The sequence below is a fragment of the Francisella uliginis genome, assembly GCF_001895265.1.
Lineage (GTDB): Bacteria > Pseudomonadota > Gammaproteobacteria > Francisellales > Francisellaceae > Francisella > Francisella uliginis.
In genome coordinates, this window is the sequence record NZ_CP016796.1 from 692066 (window position 1) to 710615 (window position 18550).

Below are 18550 nucleotides of genomic sequence, written 5' to 3' on the forward strand. Positions count from 1 at the left end.
ATTAAGCTCCTTCTCCTTTGATAGTTTTGATGAAATTAGGTTCACTAAGTAGATCTTTTATTTCCTTGATAATATTTTTATCTTTAGTTGGGATAGAGATCTTTAACTTAATAAAATAATAAAAAACAAAAGTTATTATAAGAGTTAAAACATTGATATTCTGAGCATCGGGATTGCTCTCAGCATTTACTTCTCTTTCATTAACGATTGTTCTATATGTACTAATTAAATCCTTTTGCATCATTTTTTTTATTTGCTCAGCTTCTTGGTCACCTAAGTAAGGATCTTGAAGCTTAATGATGTTCTGTAAGAATGTTTTATTAACGTGTTCCAATAGGATTCTCGCATTTGCTCGCTGTTTTGGAAAAACAGGAAACATAGGAGGGAAAGGGTATAAGTCTTCAATGGCTTCAATAACTACATTAAGTCTATATACAGCAAAGTCTTCTGTAGTTAATGTAGGAATATTACCATTAGGTGTAATGATATTTAATTCTTCTAAATGTTTTGAGTTTTCTTGATCTGAAACATCTATGATTTTAGCATTAGCACCTTTGATAGATAGTATCATACGGACTATGTCGCTATAGATATCATCCTTTTTTGTGTATAAAACCAAGGTTTTATCCTCCTAGTGATAAAATAAAAAGAATAATAAAAGAGTGTAATATAATAAAGTATATTAACGCTTAGAGAATTGTCTTCTTCTACGAGCTTTTCTAAGACCAAATTTCTTACGCTCAACTTTACGTGGGTCACGAGTTACGAAACCTGCTTCACGAAGAGCTGGTTTAAGATCTTCATCATATTCGATAAGAGCTCTAGTAACACCAAGACGGATAGCACCAGCTTGACCAGTAGTTCCACCACCTTTTACAGTTACTTTAAAGTCAAAGCTATCTGTATTGTTAGTTAAGTCTAAAGGTTGTCTAACAACCATGCAATCTGTTTCACGACATAGGTATTGCTCTAATGGAAGACCATTAACGATGAATTGACCAGTACCTTTTTTCATAAATACACGAGCTACAGAACTTTTACGACGACCTGTACCATAATTATATTCTGACATTTTTACCATCCTTTATTAAATATTTTGAGCTTGAGGTTGTTGAGCTGTATGTGGGTGAGTTTCACCAGCATAAACTTTTAACTTTTTGAACATTGCACGACCTAGTGGAGTTCTAGGAAGCATACCTTTTACAGCTTTTTCAATAGCTCTTTCTGGATGAGTTGCTATTAGCTTCTCAAAAGATACTGATTTGATACCGCCAATATAGCCTGTGTGATGGTGGTAGATTTTACCTTTTCTTTTGTTACCAGTTACAGCTACTTTCTCAGCATTTACGATAACAACATAGTCACCAGTATCCATGTGAGGAGTATATTCTGGTTTGTTTTTACCTCTTAGGATCATTGCTACTTCTGTAGCTAGACGACCTAAAGTTTTATCTGTAGCATCAATCAAAAGCCATTCTCTCTTGATATTTGATGGTTTTGCAGTAAACGTTTTCATCTTTTTTCCTTTATTTATTGTTGTCAATTACTCAGTTTTTGCAAAAAATTCTTAATTTTGCGAACAAATATAGCTCGTCTTACTTTAAAAATTTAAGCAGTCTATATAATACATTTTCTATATTAGATAAGCAAATAGTTTATTTAAATATTTTAAGGTAATTATATGATAAATATATTTATCTTCCTTCTTCCATTTTACTAATTGTATCGTGGCTAAATGTTCTTAAATATACATTTAATTACATATTCTATATTTCTGATAATGTATTTAGCTGGAGGAGGCTCTATTTTTCCATGTAAAACATTCATATAGTATTTCCTAATATCATCAAGCCAACCATAGCTATCCATTATTTTAATAATATGAACATAAGTGTTGGGTAAGTTATTTGTAATTGGTTGGATTATTATAAGAGCTATCAAAACATCTAATACCCCTTTATTAATAACATATCTATAGTTTTTCTCGTGTAATTCTAATATAGTATCGATAAAATTATCTTCATTGATAAGTGCCAGAGAGTTACTAACCATGGTAAGATTAAGTCTAAGTTTTTCAAACATTACCTCAAAGATTCTATCTTCAGTTATTATCTGGTAATTTTCCTTCCAGCTTAGTGCTAAAGCTTGTAATTCTTGTTGTCCAATTGCTGAAGCCAGATCATTTCCTATTTTAAATGGTAAAGATATTTCAGTATCGTCAACCACCTTTGAATGATCAATATTAAATATTATTTTCTTCAGATGCTCTGATAATTGTTTTACTTGTGTTTTACCTAATGATGAGCTTAAAATTTTTCCATTTTCTGTGGAAATACTTAATAGTTCATCTTGCTTATTTAGATTATTTATATAATCACAGAGCCAGGCATAGCTTGTTTCTTGAATATAAACATCTTCTCTTTTAAAAATATCTTCAAGCTTACCGTTATAATTTAGAAAAAGGATAGATGATAATGTAAGTAATTTTTTCACTTCTTTAGTGTGGTAATTAATATTACAAGAGTTGAAAGATAATTCAGGTCTTTCCAGCAAGACAGCTATTAAACTTAGATATTTATCGTAGTTTCCAGCAAGATTCCAAAACGAGATATTAGTACCATCACTATGATTTTTAAGATTATTTTCTTTGTACTTACTGTTTTCCTCAAGCATTAATAATAATTTACTAAAAGGATTTTTTGATTCTAAATCTATTTGAATTGGTTTAACAAACCTTGAATTTTCAATATTTGAAATTATTATATTTGTAATAGTGTGAAATAATGATTTTTTTTCATAACTATCATTTAATCGAATAGCATTAATTCTTGTACTATTCACTGCCTCCAAATTAAACTTTTCATAATAAACGCTATCAATCTTCGTGAAAATATTTGAATCAAGATAGTACTTTCCATCTTTATAATAAATACTATTACTCTCGCTAATAATATCCTGATATTTATTTTCATTATTAATTATTAAGTCAAAATATAGTTTGCATAAATTTTCTTTTTTAGAGTGACTTAGGTTATAGATGTTTAATGATAAAATCATATCATTAATAACTTCTATAGCTTTATTAGAATCTTTCTCTACACACAAGATAAATGATGAAACTGTGCCAATAAAATAAAACTCTAAATCTTTTTTATGTGCTAATAAAAATGCTAAAGCTTCTTTTTCAACCGTTTCATTAATCCTTATTGAGAATTTATGAAAATGATTGTAAGCAGAAGATAATAAAAGCCTAGCACTTTTTAATGTTTTAGAAACCTTCCAATTCTTTAAGAAATATTCAAATGCTTTATCGTACATATTATAGTCAATATAAATATCTCCTATGTAATCAGAATATTGATTTTGATCTATATATTCTAAAAGGTTCTCAAAATCATTTATGTGCAAAGACTTATCATTTTTACATTTTTCCAATACATAATATGACATACTATCAAATTTATCTATTTTTGATATTGCTACATTAATATATTCAGTGGACATATTTAATTTTTCGAACAATTCAATAGCACTTACTACTTTTATGTACTTAATATCTTCATTTTTAACAAACTTATTTAAGACATTTACATCATCTTTTGTAATCGTATCTTTATTATGATTTTTTATATATAAATATGATAAAAACAACTCAAAACTTTCATTTTTATCATTTTTTATTTTCTTTAAGACATCATCGTTAATATTTGAACCTAGATTAACACAACTCATTACATAACAATATATTGCATAATCTATATCAATTATGAGCCCAATATTGTTTTCAAAAAAATCTTTTGCATTTTTATATTCTGGCTTTAATAACAAAGATACATAATTTATTAATAAGGCTTTGTTACTATTATCATTACTTAAGTTTGTCTGTATTCTCTGATTGTCTATAGGAATATCTTTTATAGCCGAGTATTGCAAATAATGCCTATCAAACAAAACATTTTCATTTTTTTCATAGAAATCAATATATTCATCTTTCATTTCTAGAAGAAGTAATACAAAAGCATTTAAATTAATAAGATGATTTATCACAACTTCACTAAAGTGCTCTTTAGCGCTAAAAATATTACTCAATGAGTCTAGAAAAGTAGTAAGGCTTTTTTTATCAAATTTATTAAACGATTGAAGAGAATTATTAATGATATTTTCTACAAAAAACTGTTGGGCATGAAACTTGTTTAAAAATTTTGGAGAATTTTCTAGAACAAGCTGAAAATATTTTTCTGCTTGTTGTAAATCATCAAGATTATTATTTTTATAGTATGAGCTTAGAAAAACATTTGCAGCTAAAAAAATATCTTCTTTTTCTTTTGTGGGTAGTTGATCAAATAAACCTTTTACTTTTTCTAAATTGCTTGAATACACTGCAAAAATAAGCTCAAAATAGTTATCTGACTTAGTTACTTGTTCCTCGTCTTTTAGATATTTGATTAATTTATTAAACTCTTCATATTTGTTATCTATAGATAGCAAAACTAGCATGCATTCATTAAATTTATTACTACTATAATCAGAATAATTTTCATTTATAGTTTCAGCTAGGCTTTTTGCTTTATCAATATTTGATAACTCTAAGTAAAACTCTATTTTTTTTACTAAAAATCCATGTTTTGATTTTCGATGTGTGTGTTCTTTTAAAGCTTTATCAAGTTTTTCAAAAGCTTTTATAATATTTCCACTATAAAAAAAGTCATTAATACTATCTAATAAAGTTTCAATTTCTGAAGAATTATTATTGTCTTGTTTACCAATAAAAGTATTGTTTTTGTTTGAACCAAAAATAGTAGATAACTTAAACATTATTTTCATCATTCTTATTTATACAATTATTATTTTGGGTACCAATGATAGTGTTGCTATCATTTGACCCTATAATTGTTGAAATTTTATTTGATTGTTTACTACTTAAATCTTTCTTTTTAACTTTCAAGACATAGGTCTTATGTGCAAATATTCCACCTAAAAAACTTATTACAGCTATAATTATTTCTTTCATAATTTTGTACCTTAATCTTCTTTAACAACCATTTTCTCATATGTTCTGATAATAAAAGTTAATTAGAGTATTATAAAACTCTAATTAACTTTTAAGTTTGTATGATTTTATTATAAGTTAGATATAAATAATTTAAAATAAGCTTACTTAACTCAGTAAACTGATCTATTAAAGAAATTTCTAGAGATATAGCTAGGTAGTGATAAAAACTCTTTTTCTGAATATTGTAGGAAAAGGTTATAATTATGATGATAGCAGAGTAGTAGGTTAATTTTTTGATATAAACTGAGAGTTTTAGTTATCCTTAACTAATGTCTTTGTTATCTAGATATATAAATTGTTTATGAAATATATTTATCTTCCTTCTTCCATTTTACTAATTGTATCATGGCTAAATGTTTCTATAGTAGCATTTTGATATTCTTTAGTATCTGGCAACATGATTGTAAAGTTATTCATTTTTTCTATCTGGGCATTAACTTGTGCAGATTTAAAGCTATATACGTGGTAGACATGTGATAAATTTTTTGTAATAAAGTGGAAATGAAAGCCTGGGACTGCAATGCTAGATAAATATTTAGGACTATATATACCAATCATTGTACCTTCGACATTTTTTAAGTCATGAAACTTTTGATTTTCAGCGATCCACTGACTTAGAGTATATCCTTTTTTAGCTGGAGGGATTGTTCTAGCGTGAATTTTTGAGAATTTTCCTTTAATTTTAATTATATAAAAGTAATTGTCACCATAAAGTTTGTCTTTGATAATGGATAATACCTTTGGAATGGTTAGATCGTTATAATTAGAGTTTATTTGTGGTTTTGAAAAGCTAAACACATCAGCAAAAGGTACTGTTATGTCATTTTTAAGAGGTATTGCTTTACCACTGACGTCACTAAGATAAGCCTTACCTTTAAATATTATCATTTCACCTTTAGCGCCTTGTATAGTACCAAGACCATATTGACCTTTACTTTCTAAATTTTTTAGAGTTATATCACTAGAATATATGCTTCTTGTTAAAGAGGTAATATTTCCTGCTTGATAAATAGTATTAAAAGCAAATAAATGGTTTGAAGTAATTAATAAAGTTAGTGAGAGTATTATTTTTTTCACAAGTATATTCCAAGTTTATATAATAACTAGCTTAGTTTCTATAATATACCTTTGCGTGTAATTTTCAATTGCTTTAGTTTGGTAGAATATAAACTATAAGGTTTGTGACAGTTTTTTCTAAAGTTTATAAATAATTGTGATTGTGATGAGAAAGTTATATATGATTTATGCTTGTCGAAAAAAAATCAAAGAATAAGAGAGTTTGTTATTACTATCCCCAAATACTTTTTATAAGATAGTTATATCCTTGAGAAGCTGTATCTCGAGCATATTGATAACCTCCACTGACTGTTTCTTGAGCATATTGATAGCCTCCACTGACTGTTTCTTGAGCATATTTATAGCCTCCACTGACTTTTTCTTGAGCGTATTGATAGTTTTCAGAAATACTTTTTTGAATGATGTTGTAAGTATCAGCATCCATAGTTTCTAATTCTTTGGTGGTTTTTTCTATTTCTTTGACTTTCTCTTCAAGTTTTTTTTCAAGTTTCGCAAGTTCTTCCATTCCATTTGTTCTATATCCAGATAAGATTAGATAATCGAGAGCACTTTTTGTAAAATAATAACGACGTCGATGGATTAATAAAGACTGTTGTTGTAATGGTAAAGCTTTTTGTAGTTCATTATATCTTGAATAATTTGCTCTTTTTTCTAAGGCAGTTTTTGCTACATATCCTGCAGCCAGAGCTATACCAGCTCCTGCTGCAACTGCTGGTGCTAGACCAATGCCAAATGTTGCTCCTAGTACCATATCTAAACTATAATATGAAGCTAAGATAGCTGCTGCTCCACCAGCGTTAGATTCAGTAGCTTTTTTTCCTGCTTTAAAAATAGATTTTCCTGTTTTATAGCCATACTTCATGATTTTAAGTGGAATATCTAGTTCCATAGAGCGAATTTGCATTATTTTGTTTGTATACCAAGCACTATCGTTGAACATTACAGAGCCACACTCAAGTAACTTTGAATCTGCTTCTACACCTTCTGTACATGCTTTATTCATTTCAGCTTTTACTATAGTAGCTCTTCCAACTAACAATATTTTATTGCAATCAATCAAAGTATTTGCTACATAAGCTGCAAACTTGGGGTCTTTTCGATATCCTTTTTTCTTAGATAGTTTATAGTCTTCTTCTATATCTTTGATTGCTTCTTGTGTTGTAACTCGTTGTGATAATCGTAATTTTGTAAGTAGTTTGAAAAAATGCTCATCATTCATTTTCATCATACTTTTATAGTTTTGTGCTTGATATTTATATATTTTTGTTTTGCATGAACGACCTATCAATTCAAAAGTATCTAAAATTCTAACTTTAAATCTACTATATTCTTCGTGACCCATTACGAGTTGAAGATTAAGATCAGAAACTATATCTAAAACTGCTTTCCAAATATAATTTAAAAGAGCTCCTAAGTGACCAGCGGTATGTTGAATTGATTTTTCATCTGTTGAGTAATAAGCTACTAGGTTATACTTAATCATTTCAGCTACCAAAAACTTTCCGTTATTATCTGCACATAAAATTAGTTTTTCAAGGGATCTGAGGATATTGTCATCATATTTAGAAACATCACCGTCATCAAATACTAAGAATTGCTCAATAACTTCGAAAGTAGCTCTAGTACTTAGATTTTTAGTAAGACATTCTTTAAATTTTTCAAGGTTTAAGAATTGTAAAAAGAGGTCTTTTGATGGCCAGTTTTCTAGCCAAAAACTAGCAATAGATGATTTTTTTCTTAAATATTCTTTTAATTTTTTATAGTTTTGTTTATTAGCTATATCTTTGTTAGGATGCATTCTAAACTTTACTATTGTTTCCATTGGCCAAATATTTTTAAGCATTGCAAATTTTATACTCTTGCGTACCCTATTTGAAAGGTTACTCTCAGCCACTATTTTATTTACTGTCAATTTTCTATACTCATGATCAAAGTTACCTATAGTCATAATTTACTCTCCCATTTTGTTATTAAATATTAATTGGTAATATTATCAAATATTAATAGTATTGAGAGAATGTAACTCAGATATTACAAGTTTGTAAAAGTTTGTAAAGTCTACGAATATTTATACTGAATTTCAGTTATAGAGTTATTTTCTCAAGGATGTTTGTAAATTTTTATTAGCTTCTTTTGCATAATTTGTTTTAACAAATTGTAGTTATAGGTAAAATCACAATGCTTTTAGAGTATTAATACGAAGAAGCTTTGTTAGATTCTATGAAAGCAATCTATTAACTTCTTTGTTTGATCTTCTAATACAATTTTCAATAGCTAATCTATCAAAGAAGTTTCCAGTGATATATAAACTAGGTACTTGTGAAAGTTCTTTCTCTAAATCTTTTAAGAAAATATTATGATTACGGTGATAGCAGGGTAGTAAGTTTGTTTTTTGATATGAATATAGAATATCAGTTGGATTTATTTTTAGAAGTTTAGAGATTTTGTTAATTAGTTCTTCTGTAGAGACATCAGAATGACAATGAAAAACTATAGCTCTATAATTAGGATGATCAACAACATCTCTAGAAACCGCAGAAAAGAAAAATTGCTCTTTACCAATTAAACCAGCTAAATCTTTAATATGACTAAGTCTATGTTTATCAACAACTATAGCTATGCTTATAAGTTCAGATATCGTTGGAGAATATTTATGTTCAGCTATATTTGGTAATATATCTTTAATTAGTTCTTGTGTAGTACTCCAAGGGGTTGCTAAGCAAACTTTTTGAGCAGTATATTTAGTGTTATCTGTAGTAATTAACCACTTATTATCTTCAGTATAAGAAATTTTTAAAACATTATCTTTAATTGAATTTACTTGTGAGTTTTCTATTATGGTTGAAAGTCCATTTTTTAATGTAAAACTTCGTGGTATATTTGTATCTCTATCATATTTTTTAAAAAGATATTCCATAGGGAAATCTTGGCTATCTTGAGAAAGTACCGCATTAAAACAATATTTTAATGTATTATCATAATTATCTTTGCCGAAAAGTTTTGAAGCATACTCTTTTACGGTTTTATCATTTTTAGACATTTTTCTATTTTTAATATAGTTATAAGCAAGGCTGAAGAAGTTTAGATTTTTAAAGATACTTTCAATTCTATTGTTTGGTTTAACTAATAAGAAAGGTAGTTTGTTACGCGTAATAATATCATCTGTAAGATTATTGGTTTTTATAAAATCTATAGTATCTGAGTAAGAGTTATATATCGTATGGGCTCCCATCTCAAACCAAAAATCCTTGTAGTCTTGAGTATCGATACAACCACCATTTTTATCTTTTTCTATAATTAGATTCTCAACCCCTGCTTTATTTAACTTTTGTGAAAAACTAATTCCAGATATTCCACCACCTATAATTACTGTATTAACTTTATTCATTTGGTAATAATATCCATAGTTTACCTCTATTATTCATATGACCAGCATTAAACTCTGCTTGCTTGCCATGACCCCAAAAAACATCGCCACGAATAGCCCCACGAATAGCCCCACCGGTATCTTGTGCGATCATTAATCTATCAAGAGGAACAGTGTTCTTATGATTTTGTTTATAATAATCTGTTTCTAACCATAATGGTACACCATAAGGATAATATACATGATCCACAGCTAAAGAGTAGCCCGGAGTTAGCTCAACATCTTGAGCTCCTACAGCATTTTTACGATCAATATATCTAAAAAAGACAAATGACGGGTCATAATTTAAAACTTCATCTACTTTATCTTCATTGTTCTTTAGCCATTTTTTTATCGATTGCATAGACATCTCTTTTGCGGACATATAGTTATGCTCAAGTAGATATTTACCTATTGGTCTATAAGGGTGGCCATTTTGGCTGTCATATCCTAGAAGTATATCACCACTACTAGTTTGTATCCTTCCAGAGCCTTGGATTTGTAAAAAAGTACGATCAACTTTTGATTTTACCCAAACTAGTACATCTTTATTAGTAAATAGATTGCCTTCAGATATTTGTTCTCTTGAATAGTATGGAACTAGCTCACCATCTTTGTTATATGTTCCAAATGAGTAGCTATCGTCACCATTTGATTTTTTTATTAAATCATTAGGTGTTTTATATATGGGTACATTGTACTGCAGAGTTTTTACTAGACTTCCTTTTATTGTAGGCTCGTAGTAGCCAGTGAAGAGTCCTGTATCTTTATCTTTATAAATTATTTGATATGGGGAAAAGTTTTTTTCAAAAAATAATCTCGCTTGTTTAGCTTTCTTAAAGTTTGTTTTCTCTGCTTTTTCGCAGATGTTAAACCAATTTTTATATTCTGGCTTCTTCTCTTCAAGTATTTTGTCACAAGATAATTTTAATGCATTTAGGGATTTAAGTTGATTTGCATTATTCCAGCTTTGCAAATCTTTAAACGAGGATTTTATATATGTAACTTTGTTTGAATATTTTTCTGTTAGATAACTTTTTACTTTCGTATTATCTGATTTTTCAGATGAGGTTATGTTTGTTAGGCTTGTCGTAATATCCTTAGAAGTAATATTTGTACATCCTGATATAAGTATGAAAGGTAAAATAATACTTATATTTTTAAAAGTTTTCATTGTTAGTTTAATACTCATATTAAAAAAAACACCAATAATTTCTTGAAAATATCGAAATAATCACTATCTATAAAACATCTAACAAATTGTAGTATTAACAGGACTAAAAGTAAAAGGTTGTTTTATGAGTAAAGATGAAAAAGATAAAGTAGAAGATAAAAACCTAAATAATGAAGCAGAAGCACAAGAAGAAGCTTCTACTAATACTGTTGAGGAATTATCTGTAGAAGAGCAATTAGAAAGATCAAAAGACGCCATAAAAGAGCTTGAAGAAACTTGTGATGCTATGAAAGATGAAGCTTTAAGAGCAAAAGCAGAAATGGAAAATATTCGTAGAAGAGCAGAAAAAGAAGTTTCTAATGCACGTAAGTTTGGCGTAGAAAAATTTGTTAAAGAGCTTTTGCCAGTAACTGATAGCATAGATCAAGCTTTAAAGCATGAGGTGAAGCTAGAAGAGGCTGTAGCTATGAAAGAAGGTATAGAGCTTACAGCTAAAATGCTTATTGATATCTTGAAAAATAATGGCTTAGAAGAGCTTGATCCAAAAGGAGAAAAGTTTGATCCAAATATTCATGAAGCTATGGCAATGATACCTAACCCTGAGCTAGAAGATAATACTGTTTTTGAAGTTTTTCAAAAAGGTTACTTGTTAAATGGTCGTGTAGTTAGAGCTGCTAAGGTTATTGTTGTAAAAAATTAAAAAAATTCTTGAAAAAAAATAAATTACATCCATCTATTAGCTAGATGGTTTTAAAAATTACTAAATTAAAGAAATAAATATAAAACAGGAGAATCAAATGGGAAGAATAATAGGAATAGATTTAGGAACTACTAACTCTTGTCTTGCTATCATGGATGGTAAGAATGCTAAAGTTATTGAAAATGCTGAAGGTCACAGAACTACTCCTTCAGTAGTAGCATATGCTGATGGTGGTGAAATATTAGTAGGTCAATCTGCTAAAAGACAAGCTGTGACAAACCCTGATAATACTTTCTTTGCTATCAAAAGACTAATTGGTCGTAAATATGATGACAAAGCTGTACAAGATGATATCAAAAAGAAAGTCCCTTATGCAGTAGTTAAAGCTGATAATGGTGATGCTTGGGTTTCTACTAAAGAAGGTAAGAAAATGGCGCCACCTCAAGTATCTGCTGAGATCTTAAGAAAAATGAAAAAAACAGCGGAAGAGTTTTTAGGTGAAACAGTTTCTGAAGCTGTGATTACAGTACCTGCTTACTTTAACGATAGTCAAAGACAAGCTACAAAAGATGCTGGTAAAATTGCAGGTCTTGATGTTAAAAGAATTATCAACGAGCCTACAGCTGCAGCATTGGCTTATGGTGTTGATTCTAAAAAAGGTGAGCAAACTGTAGCAGTTTATGACTTAGGTGGTGGTACATTTGATATCTCAATCATTGAGATTGCTGATGTTGATGGTGATAACCAAATCGAAGTATTATCAACAAATGGTGATACTTTCTTAGGTGGTGAAGATTTCGATTTAGCTTTAATGGACTACTTAATTGATGAGTTCAAAAAAGAGCAAGGTATTGATCTTCATAATGACAAGTTAGCTCTACAAAGAGTTAGAGAAGCTGCAGAAAAAGCTAAAGTAGAATTATCATCTGCTAGCCAAACAGATGTAAACCTACCATATATTACAGCTGATGCTACAGGACCTAAGCATTTAAATATCAAAATAACTAGAGCTAAGTTTGAGTCTTTAGTTGGTGATTTAGTAGCTAGATCTTTAGAGCCGTGTAAAAAAGCTTTAGAAGATGCAGGTTTAAGCAAATCTGATATCACAGAAGTACTATTAGTAGGTGGACAAACTCGTATGCCTCTAGTACAAGAGAAAGTAAAAGAGTTCTTTGGTAAAGAGCCACGTAAAGATGTAAACCCTGATGAAGCAGTAGCAGTTGGCGCAGCTATCCAAGGTGGTGTACTTTCTGGTGATGTTAAAGATGTACTTTTACTTGATGTAACTCCTTTATCTGTGGGTATTGAGACTATGGGTGGTGTGATGACTAAGCTTATTGAGAGAAATACAACTATCCCTACTAAGAAGTCACAAGTATTCTCTACAGCAGAAGACAACCAACCAGCAGTAACTATTCATGTACTTCAAGGTGAACGTGAAATGGCTTCAGCAAACAAATCTTTAGGTAGATTTGATTTGGCAGATATACCACCAGCACCACGTGGTATGCCACAAATTGAAGTGACATTTGATGTAGATGCAAATGGTATAATGAATGTATCAGCTAAAGATAAAGCTACAGGTAAAGAGCAAAATATTGTGATTAAATCTTGTGGTGGTATATCTGAAGACGAGATCGAAAAAATGGTACAAGATGCAGAAGCTAACGCTGAAGCAGATAAAAAGTTCCATGATCTTGTAGGAGCTAGAAACACTGCTGATAACCTAATCCATAGCTCAAGAAAAGCAATTGGTGAATTAGGTGATAAAGTAACTGCTGAAGAAAAAGAGAAGATCGAAGAAGCTTGTAAAGACTTAGAATCAGTAGTTAAAGGTGATGATAAAGATGCTATCGAAGCTAAAACTAAAACTTTAGAAGAAGCTTTTGCTCCAGTAGCTCAAAAAGCATACGCAGATCAAGCTCAAGCAGCAGGAGCTCAAGATGGTGCTCAAGCTGAAGAGCCTAAGAAAGATGATGATGTCGTTGATGCTGATTTTGAAGATGTTGAAGACGATAAAAAATAATTAATTCTTAAGTAATCACTAAAGTGTGGTTTATCCACACTTATCTTTTTGTTATAATTATACGTTCCAAAATTTTAGGTTAATTAAAATGCAACAGAAATGTTACTATGAAATTCTAAATGTATCAAAGACAGCTTCAGGTGTTGAAATTAAAAGAGCTTATAGAAAGCTTGCAATGAAATATCACCCAGATCGTAACCCTGATGATAAAGAAGCTGAGATCAAATTCAAAGAAGTATCTGAAGCTTATGAGATATTAAGCGATGACCAAAAAAGATCAAGATATGATCAATTTGGTCATGCAGGTGTTAACCAACAAGGTGGTGCTGGAGCAGGTGCTGGTGGTTTTGGTGGCTTTGAAGATATTTTTGATACTTTCTTTGGTGGTGGTGCTTCTCGAGGAGGTGCTGGTAGATCTAGAGCTTCTAGAGGTAGTGATCTGGAGTATACGTTAGAGATATCATTAGAAGAAGCCTTCTTTGGTGTAGAAAAAGAGATAACTATTCCAAGAATGGCTGCTTGTGATACTTGTGAGGGTACTGGTTCAAAATCTAAAAGTAAAACAACTTGTCACGCATGTCACGGACAAGGTACTATCCGAAGACAGCAAGGTTTCTTCGCTTTTGAGCAAACTTGTCCAGCTTGTAATGGTTCTGGGTCTAATATTTCAGATCCATGTGATGCATGTTATGGAAATGGTAAAGTTAAAAAACAGAAGACTCTAAAGGTTAAGATACCAGAAGGTGTTGATAGCGGAGATAGAATCAGACTTCATGGCGAAGGAGATTCAGGTTCTAATGGAAGCATGAATGGTGACCTTTATGTTCAGATTTTAATCAAAGATCATAAAATCTTTGAAAGAAGAGAAATGAACCTTTACTGTGAGATGCCAATAAGTTTTACAAAAGCTTGTCTAGGTGGGGAAATTAAAGTTCCAACTTTAGATGGTGAGGTAACTCTTAAAGTAATACCTGAAACTCAAACTGGTAAAGTTTTTCGTTTAAGAGAAAAAGGTATGAAATCTCTAAGAGGGCATAGAAGAGGCGATTTACTTTGTAAAGTAGTAGTAGAGACACCTGTTAACTTAAATGCAGAACAGAAAGATCTCTTAGAAAAGTTTGCAGATAGTCTAGGTGAAGATTATCAAAGTAAACATTCACCAAAAAGTAAGTCTTGGTTTGATAATATGAAAGATTATGCTAAGAGTTTCTTTGAGTAATTAATCATTCTCATTCTCTATTAAATCTAAATTTTTATCTATATAGTTGTTCAAAGAATCTTTATTTCCCCGCACCAGCAACATAATATGTCACAGCCATCAGGTCCAGAGGTTACGGAATGTTCTGAGTTTATTGGATTAGTAAAAAAATCACCAGTATTAAAATTACCTCTTTCATCACTCATTGAGCCTTCTATAACATATACCCACTCTACATCAGGGTGAATATGTTTGCTTAATTTAGCACAAGGATCTAAGCGAATAAAATCTATCTGAAAGTTTCTGTTTTCATCTCTTGCAAGTAGCTTTTTAGAAACACCTTTCTTAAAGGACTCAACTTTTATGTCATTAATATTGGTTTTCATATCTTTTAGTTATTTTAAAACATATTAAAAGTATATGGGAATTATAGAGTACTATCCGTAAAGCCTAAAAGTATTTTGCAAATATTTTATATTAATGAAGTTTATTAGAGATAGTATGATTAAAAACTTGGTGTTAGTGCAAGGGTTCTTTTATGATGGCTGCGATTATGCCAAAAGCTTATTCTCTCTAAAGCTTTGTCAGATACTTTTTTACCATCTAAGAAATCATCAATTTCAGCATATGTGACACCCATTTCATCTTCGTCAGTTTGACCTTGCCACAATCCTGCAGAAGGAGCTTTATCTAAAATATTTTGAGGGACTTCTAAATATTTACCAAGCTCAAAAACTTGAGACTTTTTAAGATTAACAAGTGGAAGAATATCCGCAGCACCATCACCAAATTTTGTAAAATACCCCATATACCATTCACAAGCGTTATCTGTACCAATTACAATACGATTATTTTGTTGTGCATAAGCATATAAATACATCATTCTAAAACGTGCTTGAGCATTACCTTTTATTACGTGTTGACGATCATTTTTTGAATTTGTAAAAGCCTGAGTAGATTCTAAGAATGTTTCATATACTGGTTGTATTGGAACTGTATAGTAAGGAATATTTAATTTATCAATAAGCTCTATCGCATCGTGCATATCTTGGTCTTGATTGTTTTTTGAAGGCATTATTAGTGCTGTTACTGGTAGGTTTGTTTTAGTAGCTAAAGAAGATGCTACAGCTGAATCTATTCCACCACTAATACCTATTACAAAACCTTCAGCAGGATAGTTTAAACAGCTTTCTTTCAACCAGCTTATAATTTTATTTGAATAATCATCGACTTTAAAATTTTTTGCAATATTCATTTTATATCCTTTATTTAACTTACTAAATTTAATCTATCATAGTTAGCTTTCTTTCTACCGACTTTTGCTTGAGGAGTATTATTTAACTCAACACAATCACCGGTAAAGCCAATATTTACCTTTAATAAATTACTTCCAATACCAAATATATCTACAGGTGTATTTTCTGCATTAAACTTTTTCACTTTATTGTAGTCAAAGTTTCCTGATGCAATAATTTTGACATGTTGGAATCCTTCAGCATCAAGAGATTTGCGTAAAGCCTTTATAAGGTCTGGATTTACACCATTATATTTAGAATCCTCCGCTAGAGTTGGATTTTCTTGGAAATATTTGTCAGCTATATTTGGAGAGGTATCAACTCTAACAGCAAATAATTTATCAGTAAATTTTCTAGCTACTGCAAGTGAATCTGAAATTACATCATTATTATAATCAACTAAAGCAATAAGAGGTTCCTCAGGGAATGTGTCGATATATGCTTGGCAAGCATTTATAAGATTACCATCAAAGCTTTGTATTAAAGCGTGAGGCATAGTTCCTATACCAAGCTGACCAGTCCATGCTCCCATAGCATCAGTTGCAACTTTAGTAATTCCTCCTATATTTACCGCATAACCATCACCTGGTTGAGTTAGGTAGATGTCTTCACGGTCTCCCATAAATATTATTTCTTGATCTTGTTTGAGCAGTTTTGTATATTTATATGCATTTGTTGCTAAGCTTGTTCTTCTAGCTAAGATACCATCAATTATACCTTCAAGAAATCCAAAGTTTTTATATTTTCCCTTTATCGCTAATACTGGCTCGAATGCAGAAATTTTATCACCATCATTAAGAGCTTGTATTTCTAAATCTTGATAATTTAGAGCAAATTTTTTGATTAAAACTAAAGACTCATCGACACCACAAAGTATAGTTTCATCATAGCGTTGGAAGAATTGCATTAAAACAATATTCGTAGAATTTTCTAGAATTTTTTGAGTTTTTATAAAATATTTTGCCGAATAAAAACCTGTTGATATTTTATTATCTAGTTGAAATGTTTTATCAGTAAGCCTGGCTATTTTACCAGACTTTTTAAGTATAAATTCGCAATCGTTCATTAGAAATTATAGTTAGATTTTATATTATAGGGCTATTATATCATTATTTGATACAACCATTTATAAGATGCTTTTTATTTAGAGAAAGCAGGATTATTCATATGAGGTTTATCATAGTTATCAACGTTATATCCAGCACCTAGAGACTGGTATAGGTTTGAAACGCTAATTAAGGATTTTAATTTAGCCTGGTTAGCTTGCATTTGTTGATTAAGAACATTTATATAAATTCCAAGGTATTGAGCTTTACTAATTGCGCCTAGCTGATATTTTCTTCTAAGGATTTGTTCTTGTTTTCTAGTTGACTCTAGAGAAAGCATTTGTTTATTATAGTTTTTCTTATCAGCAGCTCTTTGTGATAGATCATTATCAACATCTTCGAACGCTTTTTGTAAGGTATTGATATAATCGTAATATGCCTGATAGAATTGAGATTTAGCTTTATCACTATCAGCTAAAATACTTAAATTAAATATCGGTACCGCTGCAACAGCTTGAGCTGCCCACGCCCAGGCATTAAAAGTAGCAAGCTGACCTAGGGCTAAAGTAGCATTACCAAATGTTCCAGTAAGGTCAATGCTTGGGAAGAATTGTGATCTTGCTAGACCAATATTGGCATTAGCTATTTTTAACTTATACTCAGCAATAGCAACATCTGGACGGTTTTCTAATACTTGTGATGGTAAGTTAACAGGATTTTTAATATTAGCATTTATCTGATCAAGAGTTCGAGCTGTATTAATTTCTCCTGGGTTTCTACCTGTTAAAATTTTAAGAGTATTATTAAAATGCGTAATATCATTTTTTATCGTAGCAACTTTACCTTTTTGAGCTTCTAATTGTTGCTTAATTAATTCTGGTATTAAAGGAGAACTAGCACCAAGTTGATGTTGACGCTCAGCATAGTAATATAAAGTTTGCATTTTATCAACAAGTTGATTTTGTAGTTTTAACTGTTCTTTTGCTGTTATTAAAGAGAAGTATGCTCCTGTAACTTGAGTGATTATTGTCAAGCGAGTCGCATTTAAAACATCTCTTTGAGATTTTTCACTAAATCTGGCTATTTTACCTAATTGGAATTCTCTAACAATATTAATTGTATAACTTGGAATTACACCGGCAAGAGAGCCTCCAAATAAAGATGAGCTTGGAGGATTTACATTAGGCACACTTACGCTAGAGTTAGTAGCAAATGTTTGGGCAATAAAACCACCACCACCGACACTTGCTGTAGGTAACCAACCGTAGTCAGCTTTATTAATTTCAGCTTGAGCTTGTAAAACATTACCAATACTAACTTGAATTTTATTGTTGTCTTTTAGTGCTGTTGTTACAAGGTTATTTAATGTTGGATCATCATACTCGCGCCACCATGCTATCTGTGTTAGATCCCAGTTTTTACTAACTTCGCCAGCAGCTTTACTTTGGCTATTCCAAAGAGCAGGAGCTTTAACTTTAGGCTTTTCATATTTTGGGTCAAAAAAGCTACAGCTGGAAGTTAATAATATAGTAGCAACTAGAGCTGTACGAAAAATATTTCTTTTAATCATATTTT

General features: G+C 30.4%; 16 protein-coding genes. 3 read left to right on the forward strand and 13 right to left on the reverse strand.

Annotated features, from left to right (window positions below; all coding sequences use genetic code 11):
• Window position 1: 1 nt before the first annotated feature.
• The 9 genes from mglA to mltA form a co-directional block, all read right to left on the reverse strand.
• Complete coding sequence (gene mglA / locus F7310_RS03430) at window positions 2-619, reverse strand: transcriptional regulator MglA (protein WP_072711784.1); 618 nt, start codon at window positions 617-619, stop codon at window positions 2-4.
• A gap of 63 nt (window positions 620-682) precedes the next feature.
• Window positions 683-1072, reverse strand: coding sequence for a 30S ribosomal protein S9 (gene rpsI / locus F7310_RS03435; RefSeq protein ID WP_072711786.1), 390 nt, complete (start codon window positions 1070-1072; stop codon window positions 683-685).
• A gap of 15 nt (window positions 1073-1087) precedes the next feature.
• Window positions 1088-1516, reverse strand: a complete 429-nt coding sequence (gene rplM / locus F7310_RS03440; protein ID WP_072711788.1) for a 50S ribosomal protein L13 — start codon at window positions 1514-1516, stop codon at window positions 1088-1090.
• Between the two features lie 215 nt (window positions 1517-1731).
• Complete coding sequence (locus F7310_RS03445; protein ID WP_145951722.1) at window positions 1732-4815, reverse strand: hypothetical protein; 3084 nt, start codon at window positions 4813-4815, stop codon at window positions 1732-1734.
• Entirely contained in the window at window positions 4808-5011 is a 204-nt protein-coding gene (locus tag F7310_RS03450) for a hypothetical protein (RefSeq protein WP_072711791.1), read from the reverse strand. Before F7310_RS03450 ends, F7310_RS03445 begins: the two co-directional genes overlap by 8 nt.
• Before the next feature lie 354 nt (window positions 5012-5365).
• Window positions 5366-6130 carry an acetolactate decarboxylase gene (locus F7310_RS03455; protein ID WP_072711792.1) on the reverse strand — a complete coding sequence of 255 codons (765 nt, stop codon included), beginning with the start codon at window positions 6128-6130 and terminating at the stop codon, window positions 5366-5368.
• Window positions 6131-6341: 211 nt separating this feature from the next.
• Complete coding sequence (locus F7310_RS03460; protein WP_072711794.1) at window positions 6342-8078, reverse strand: hypothetical protein; 1737 nt, start codon at window positions 8076-8078, stop codon at window positions 6342-6344.
• 270 nt (window positions 8079-8348) lie between these two features.
• Entirely contained in the window at window positions 8349-9518 is a 1170-nt protein-coding gene (locus F7310_RS03465) for an NAD(P)-binding protein (RefSeq protein ID WP_072711795.1), read from the reverse strand.
• Window positions 9511-10728 (reverse strand): murein transglycosylase A, encoded by a 1218-nt coding sequence (mltA, locus tag F7310_RS03470; RefSeq protein WP_072711796.1) that lies wholly within the window; start codon window positions 10726-10728, stop codon window positions 9511-9513. The genes F7310_RS03465 and mltA overlap by 8 nt, the downstream gene beginning before the upstream one ends.
• A 106-nt stretch (window positions 10729-10834) precedes the next feature.
• On the opposite strand from mltA, the gene grpE reads away from it, so the two are divergent.
• From grpE to dnaJ, 3 genes are all read left to right on the forward strand, one after another.
• Window positions 10835-11410, forward strand: a complete 576-nt coding sequence (gene grpE, locus F7310_RS03475; RefSeq protein ID WP_072711798.1) for a nucleotide exchange factor GrpE — start codon at window positions 10835-10837, stop codon at window positions 11408-11410.
• A 97-nt stretch (window positions 11411-11507) separates the two neighbouring features.
• Window positions 11508-13436 carry a molecular chaperone DnaK gene (dnaK, locus tag F7310_RS03480; RefSeq protein ID WP_072711799.1) on the forward strand — a complete coding sequence of 643 codons (1929 nt, stop codon included), beginning with the start codon at window positions 11508-11510 and terminating at the stop codon, window positions 13434-13436.
• A gap of 88 nt (window positions 13437-13524) precedes the next feature.
• Window positions 13525-14655 (forward strand): molecular chaperone DnaJ, encoded by a 1131-nt coding sequence (gene dnaJ, locus F7310_RS03485; protein WP_072711801.1) that lies wholly within the window; start codon window positions 13525-13527, stop codon window positions 14653-14655.
• A 50-nt stretch (window positions 14656-14705) separates the two neighbouring features.
• Here the strand turns inward: dnaJ and F7310_RS03490 are convergent, their stop codons facing one another.
• From F7310_RS03490 to F7310_RS03505, 4 genes are all read right to left on the reverse strand, one after another.
• Window positions 14706-15020, reverse strand: coding sequence for a cupin domain-containing protein (locus F7310_RS03490; protein ID WP_072711803.1), 315 nt, complete (start codon window positions 15018-15020; stop codon window positions 14706-14708).
• A 119-nt stretch (window positions 15021-15139) separates the two neighbouring features.
• Window positions 15140-15889, reverse strand: coding sequence for an NAD(+) synthase (nadE, locus tag F7310_RS03495; RefSeq protein WP_072711804.1), 750 nt, complete (start codon window positions 15887-15889; stop codon window positions 15140-15142).
• Between the two features lie 14 nt (window positions 15890-15903).
• Window positions 15904-16995 carry a nicotinate phosphoribosyltransferase gene (locus F7310_RS03500; RefSeq protein WP_072711806.1) on the reverse strand — a complete coding sequence of 364 codons (1092 nt, stop codon included), beginning with the start codon at window positions 16993-16995 and terminating at the stop codon, window positions 15904-15906.
• A 74-nt stretch (window positions 16996-17069) separates the two neighbouring features.
• A complete protein-coding gene (locus F7310_RS03505) occupies window positions 17070-18545 on the reverse strand; it encodes a TolC family protein (RefSeq protein ID WP_072711808.1) in 1476 nt (491 codons plus the stop codon).
• Window positions 18546-18550 lie beyond the last annotated feature (5 nt).

Excerpts from the sequence above, each read along its gene's own strand:
- F7310_RS03465 (WP_072711795.1), bottom strand. The coding sequence starts at position 9,518 with ATGAATAAAGTTAATACAGTAATTATAGGTGGTGGAATATCTGGAATT.
- mltA (WP_072711796.1), bottom strand. The coding sequence starts at position 10,728 with ATGAGTATTAAACTAACAATGAAAACTTTTAAAAATATAAGTATTATT.
- dnaK (WP_072711799.1), top strand. The coding sequence starts at position 11,508 with ATGGGAAGAATAATAGGAATAGATTTAGGAACTACTAACTCTTGTCTT.
- F7310_RS03445 (WP_145951722.1), bottom strand. The coding sequence starts at position 4,815 with ATGTTTAAGTTATCTACTATTTTTGGTTCAAACAAAAACAATACTTTT.
- dnaJ (WP_072711801.1), top strand. The coding sequence starts at position 13,525 with ATGCAACAGAAATGTTACTATGAAATTCTAAATGTATCAAAGACAGCT.
- F7310_RS03505 (WP_072711808.1), bottom strand. The coding sequence starts at position 18,545 with ATGATTAAAAGAAATATTTTTCGTACAGCTCTAGTTGCTACTATATTA.
- grpE (WP_072711798.1), top strand. The coding sequence starts at position 10,835 with ATGAGTAAAGATGAAAAAGATAAAGTAGAAGATAAAAACCTAAATAAT.
- rpsI (WP_072711786.1), bottom strand. The coding sequence starts at position 1,072 with ATGTCAGAATATAATTATGGTACAGGTCGTCGTAAAAGTTCTGTAGCT.
- rplM (WP_072711788.1), bottom strand. The coding sequence starts at position 1,516 with ATGAAAACGTTTACTGCAAAACCATCAAATATCAAGAGAGAATGGCTT.
- nadE (WP_072711804.1), bottom strand. The coding sequence starts at position 15,889 with ATGAATATTGCAAAAAATTTTAAAGTCGATGATTATTCAAATAAAATT.
- F7310_RS03450 (WP_072711791.1), bottom strand. The coding sequence starts at position 5,011 with ATGAAAGAAATAATTATAGCTGTAATAAGTTTTTTAGGTGGAATATTT.
- F7310_RS03500 (WP_072711806.1), bottom strand. The coding sequence starts at position 16,995 with ATGAACGATTGCGAATTTATACTTAAAAAGTCTGGTAAAATAGCCAGG.
- F7310_RS03460 (WP_072711794.1), bottom strand. The coding sequence starts at position 8,078 with ATGACTATAGGTAACTTTGATCATGAGTATAGAAAATTGACAGTAAAT.
- F7310_RS03490 (WP_072711803.1), bottom strand. The coding sequence starts at position 15,020 with ATGAAAACCAATATTAATGACATAAAAGTTGAGTCCTTTAAGAAAGGT.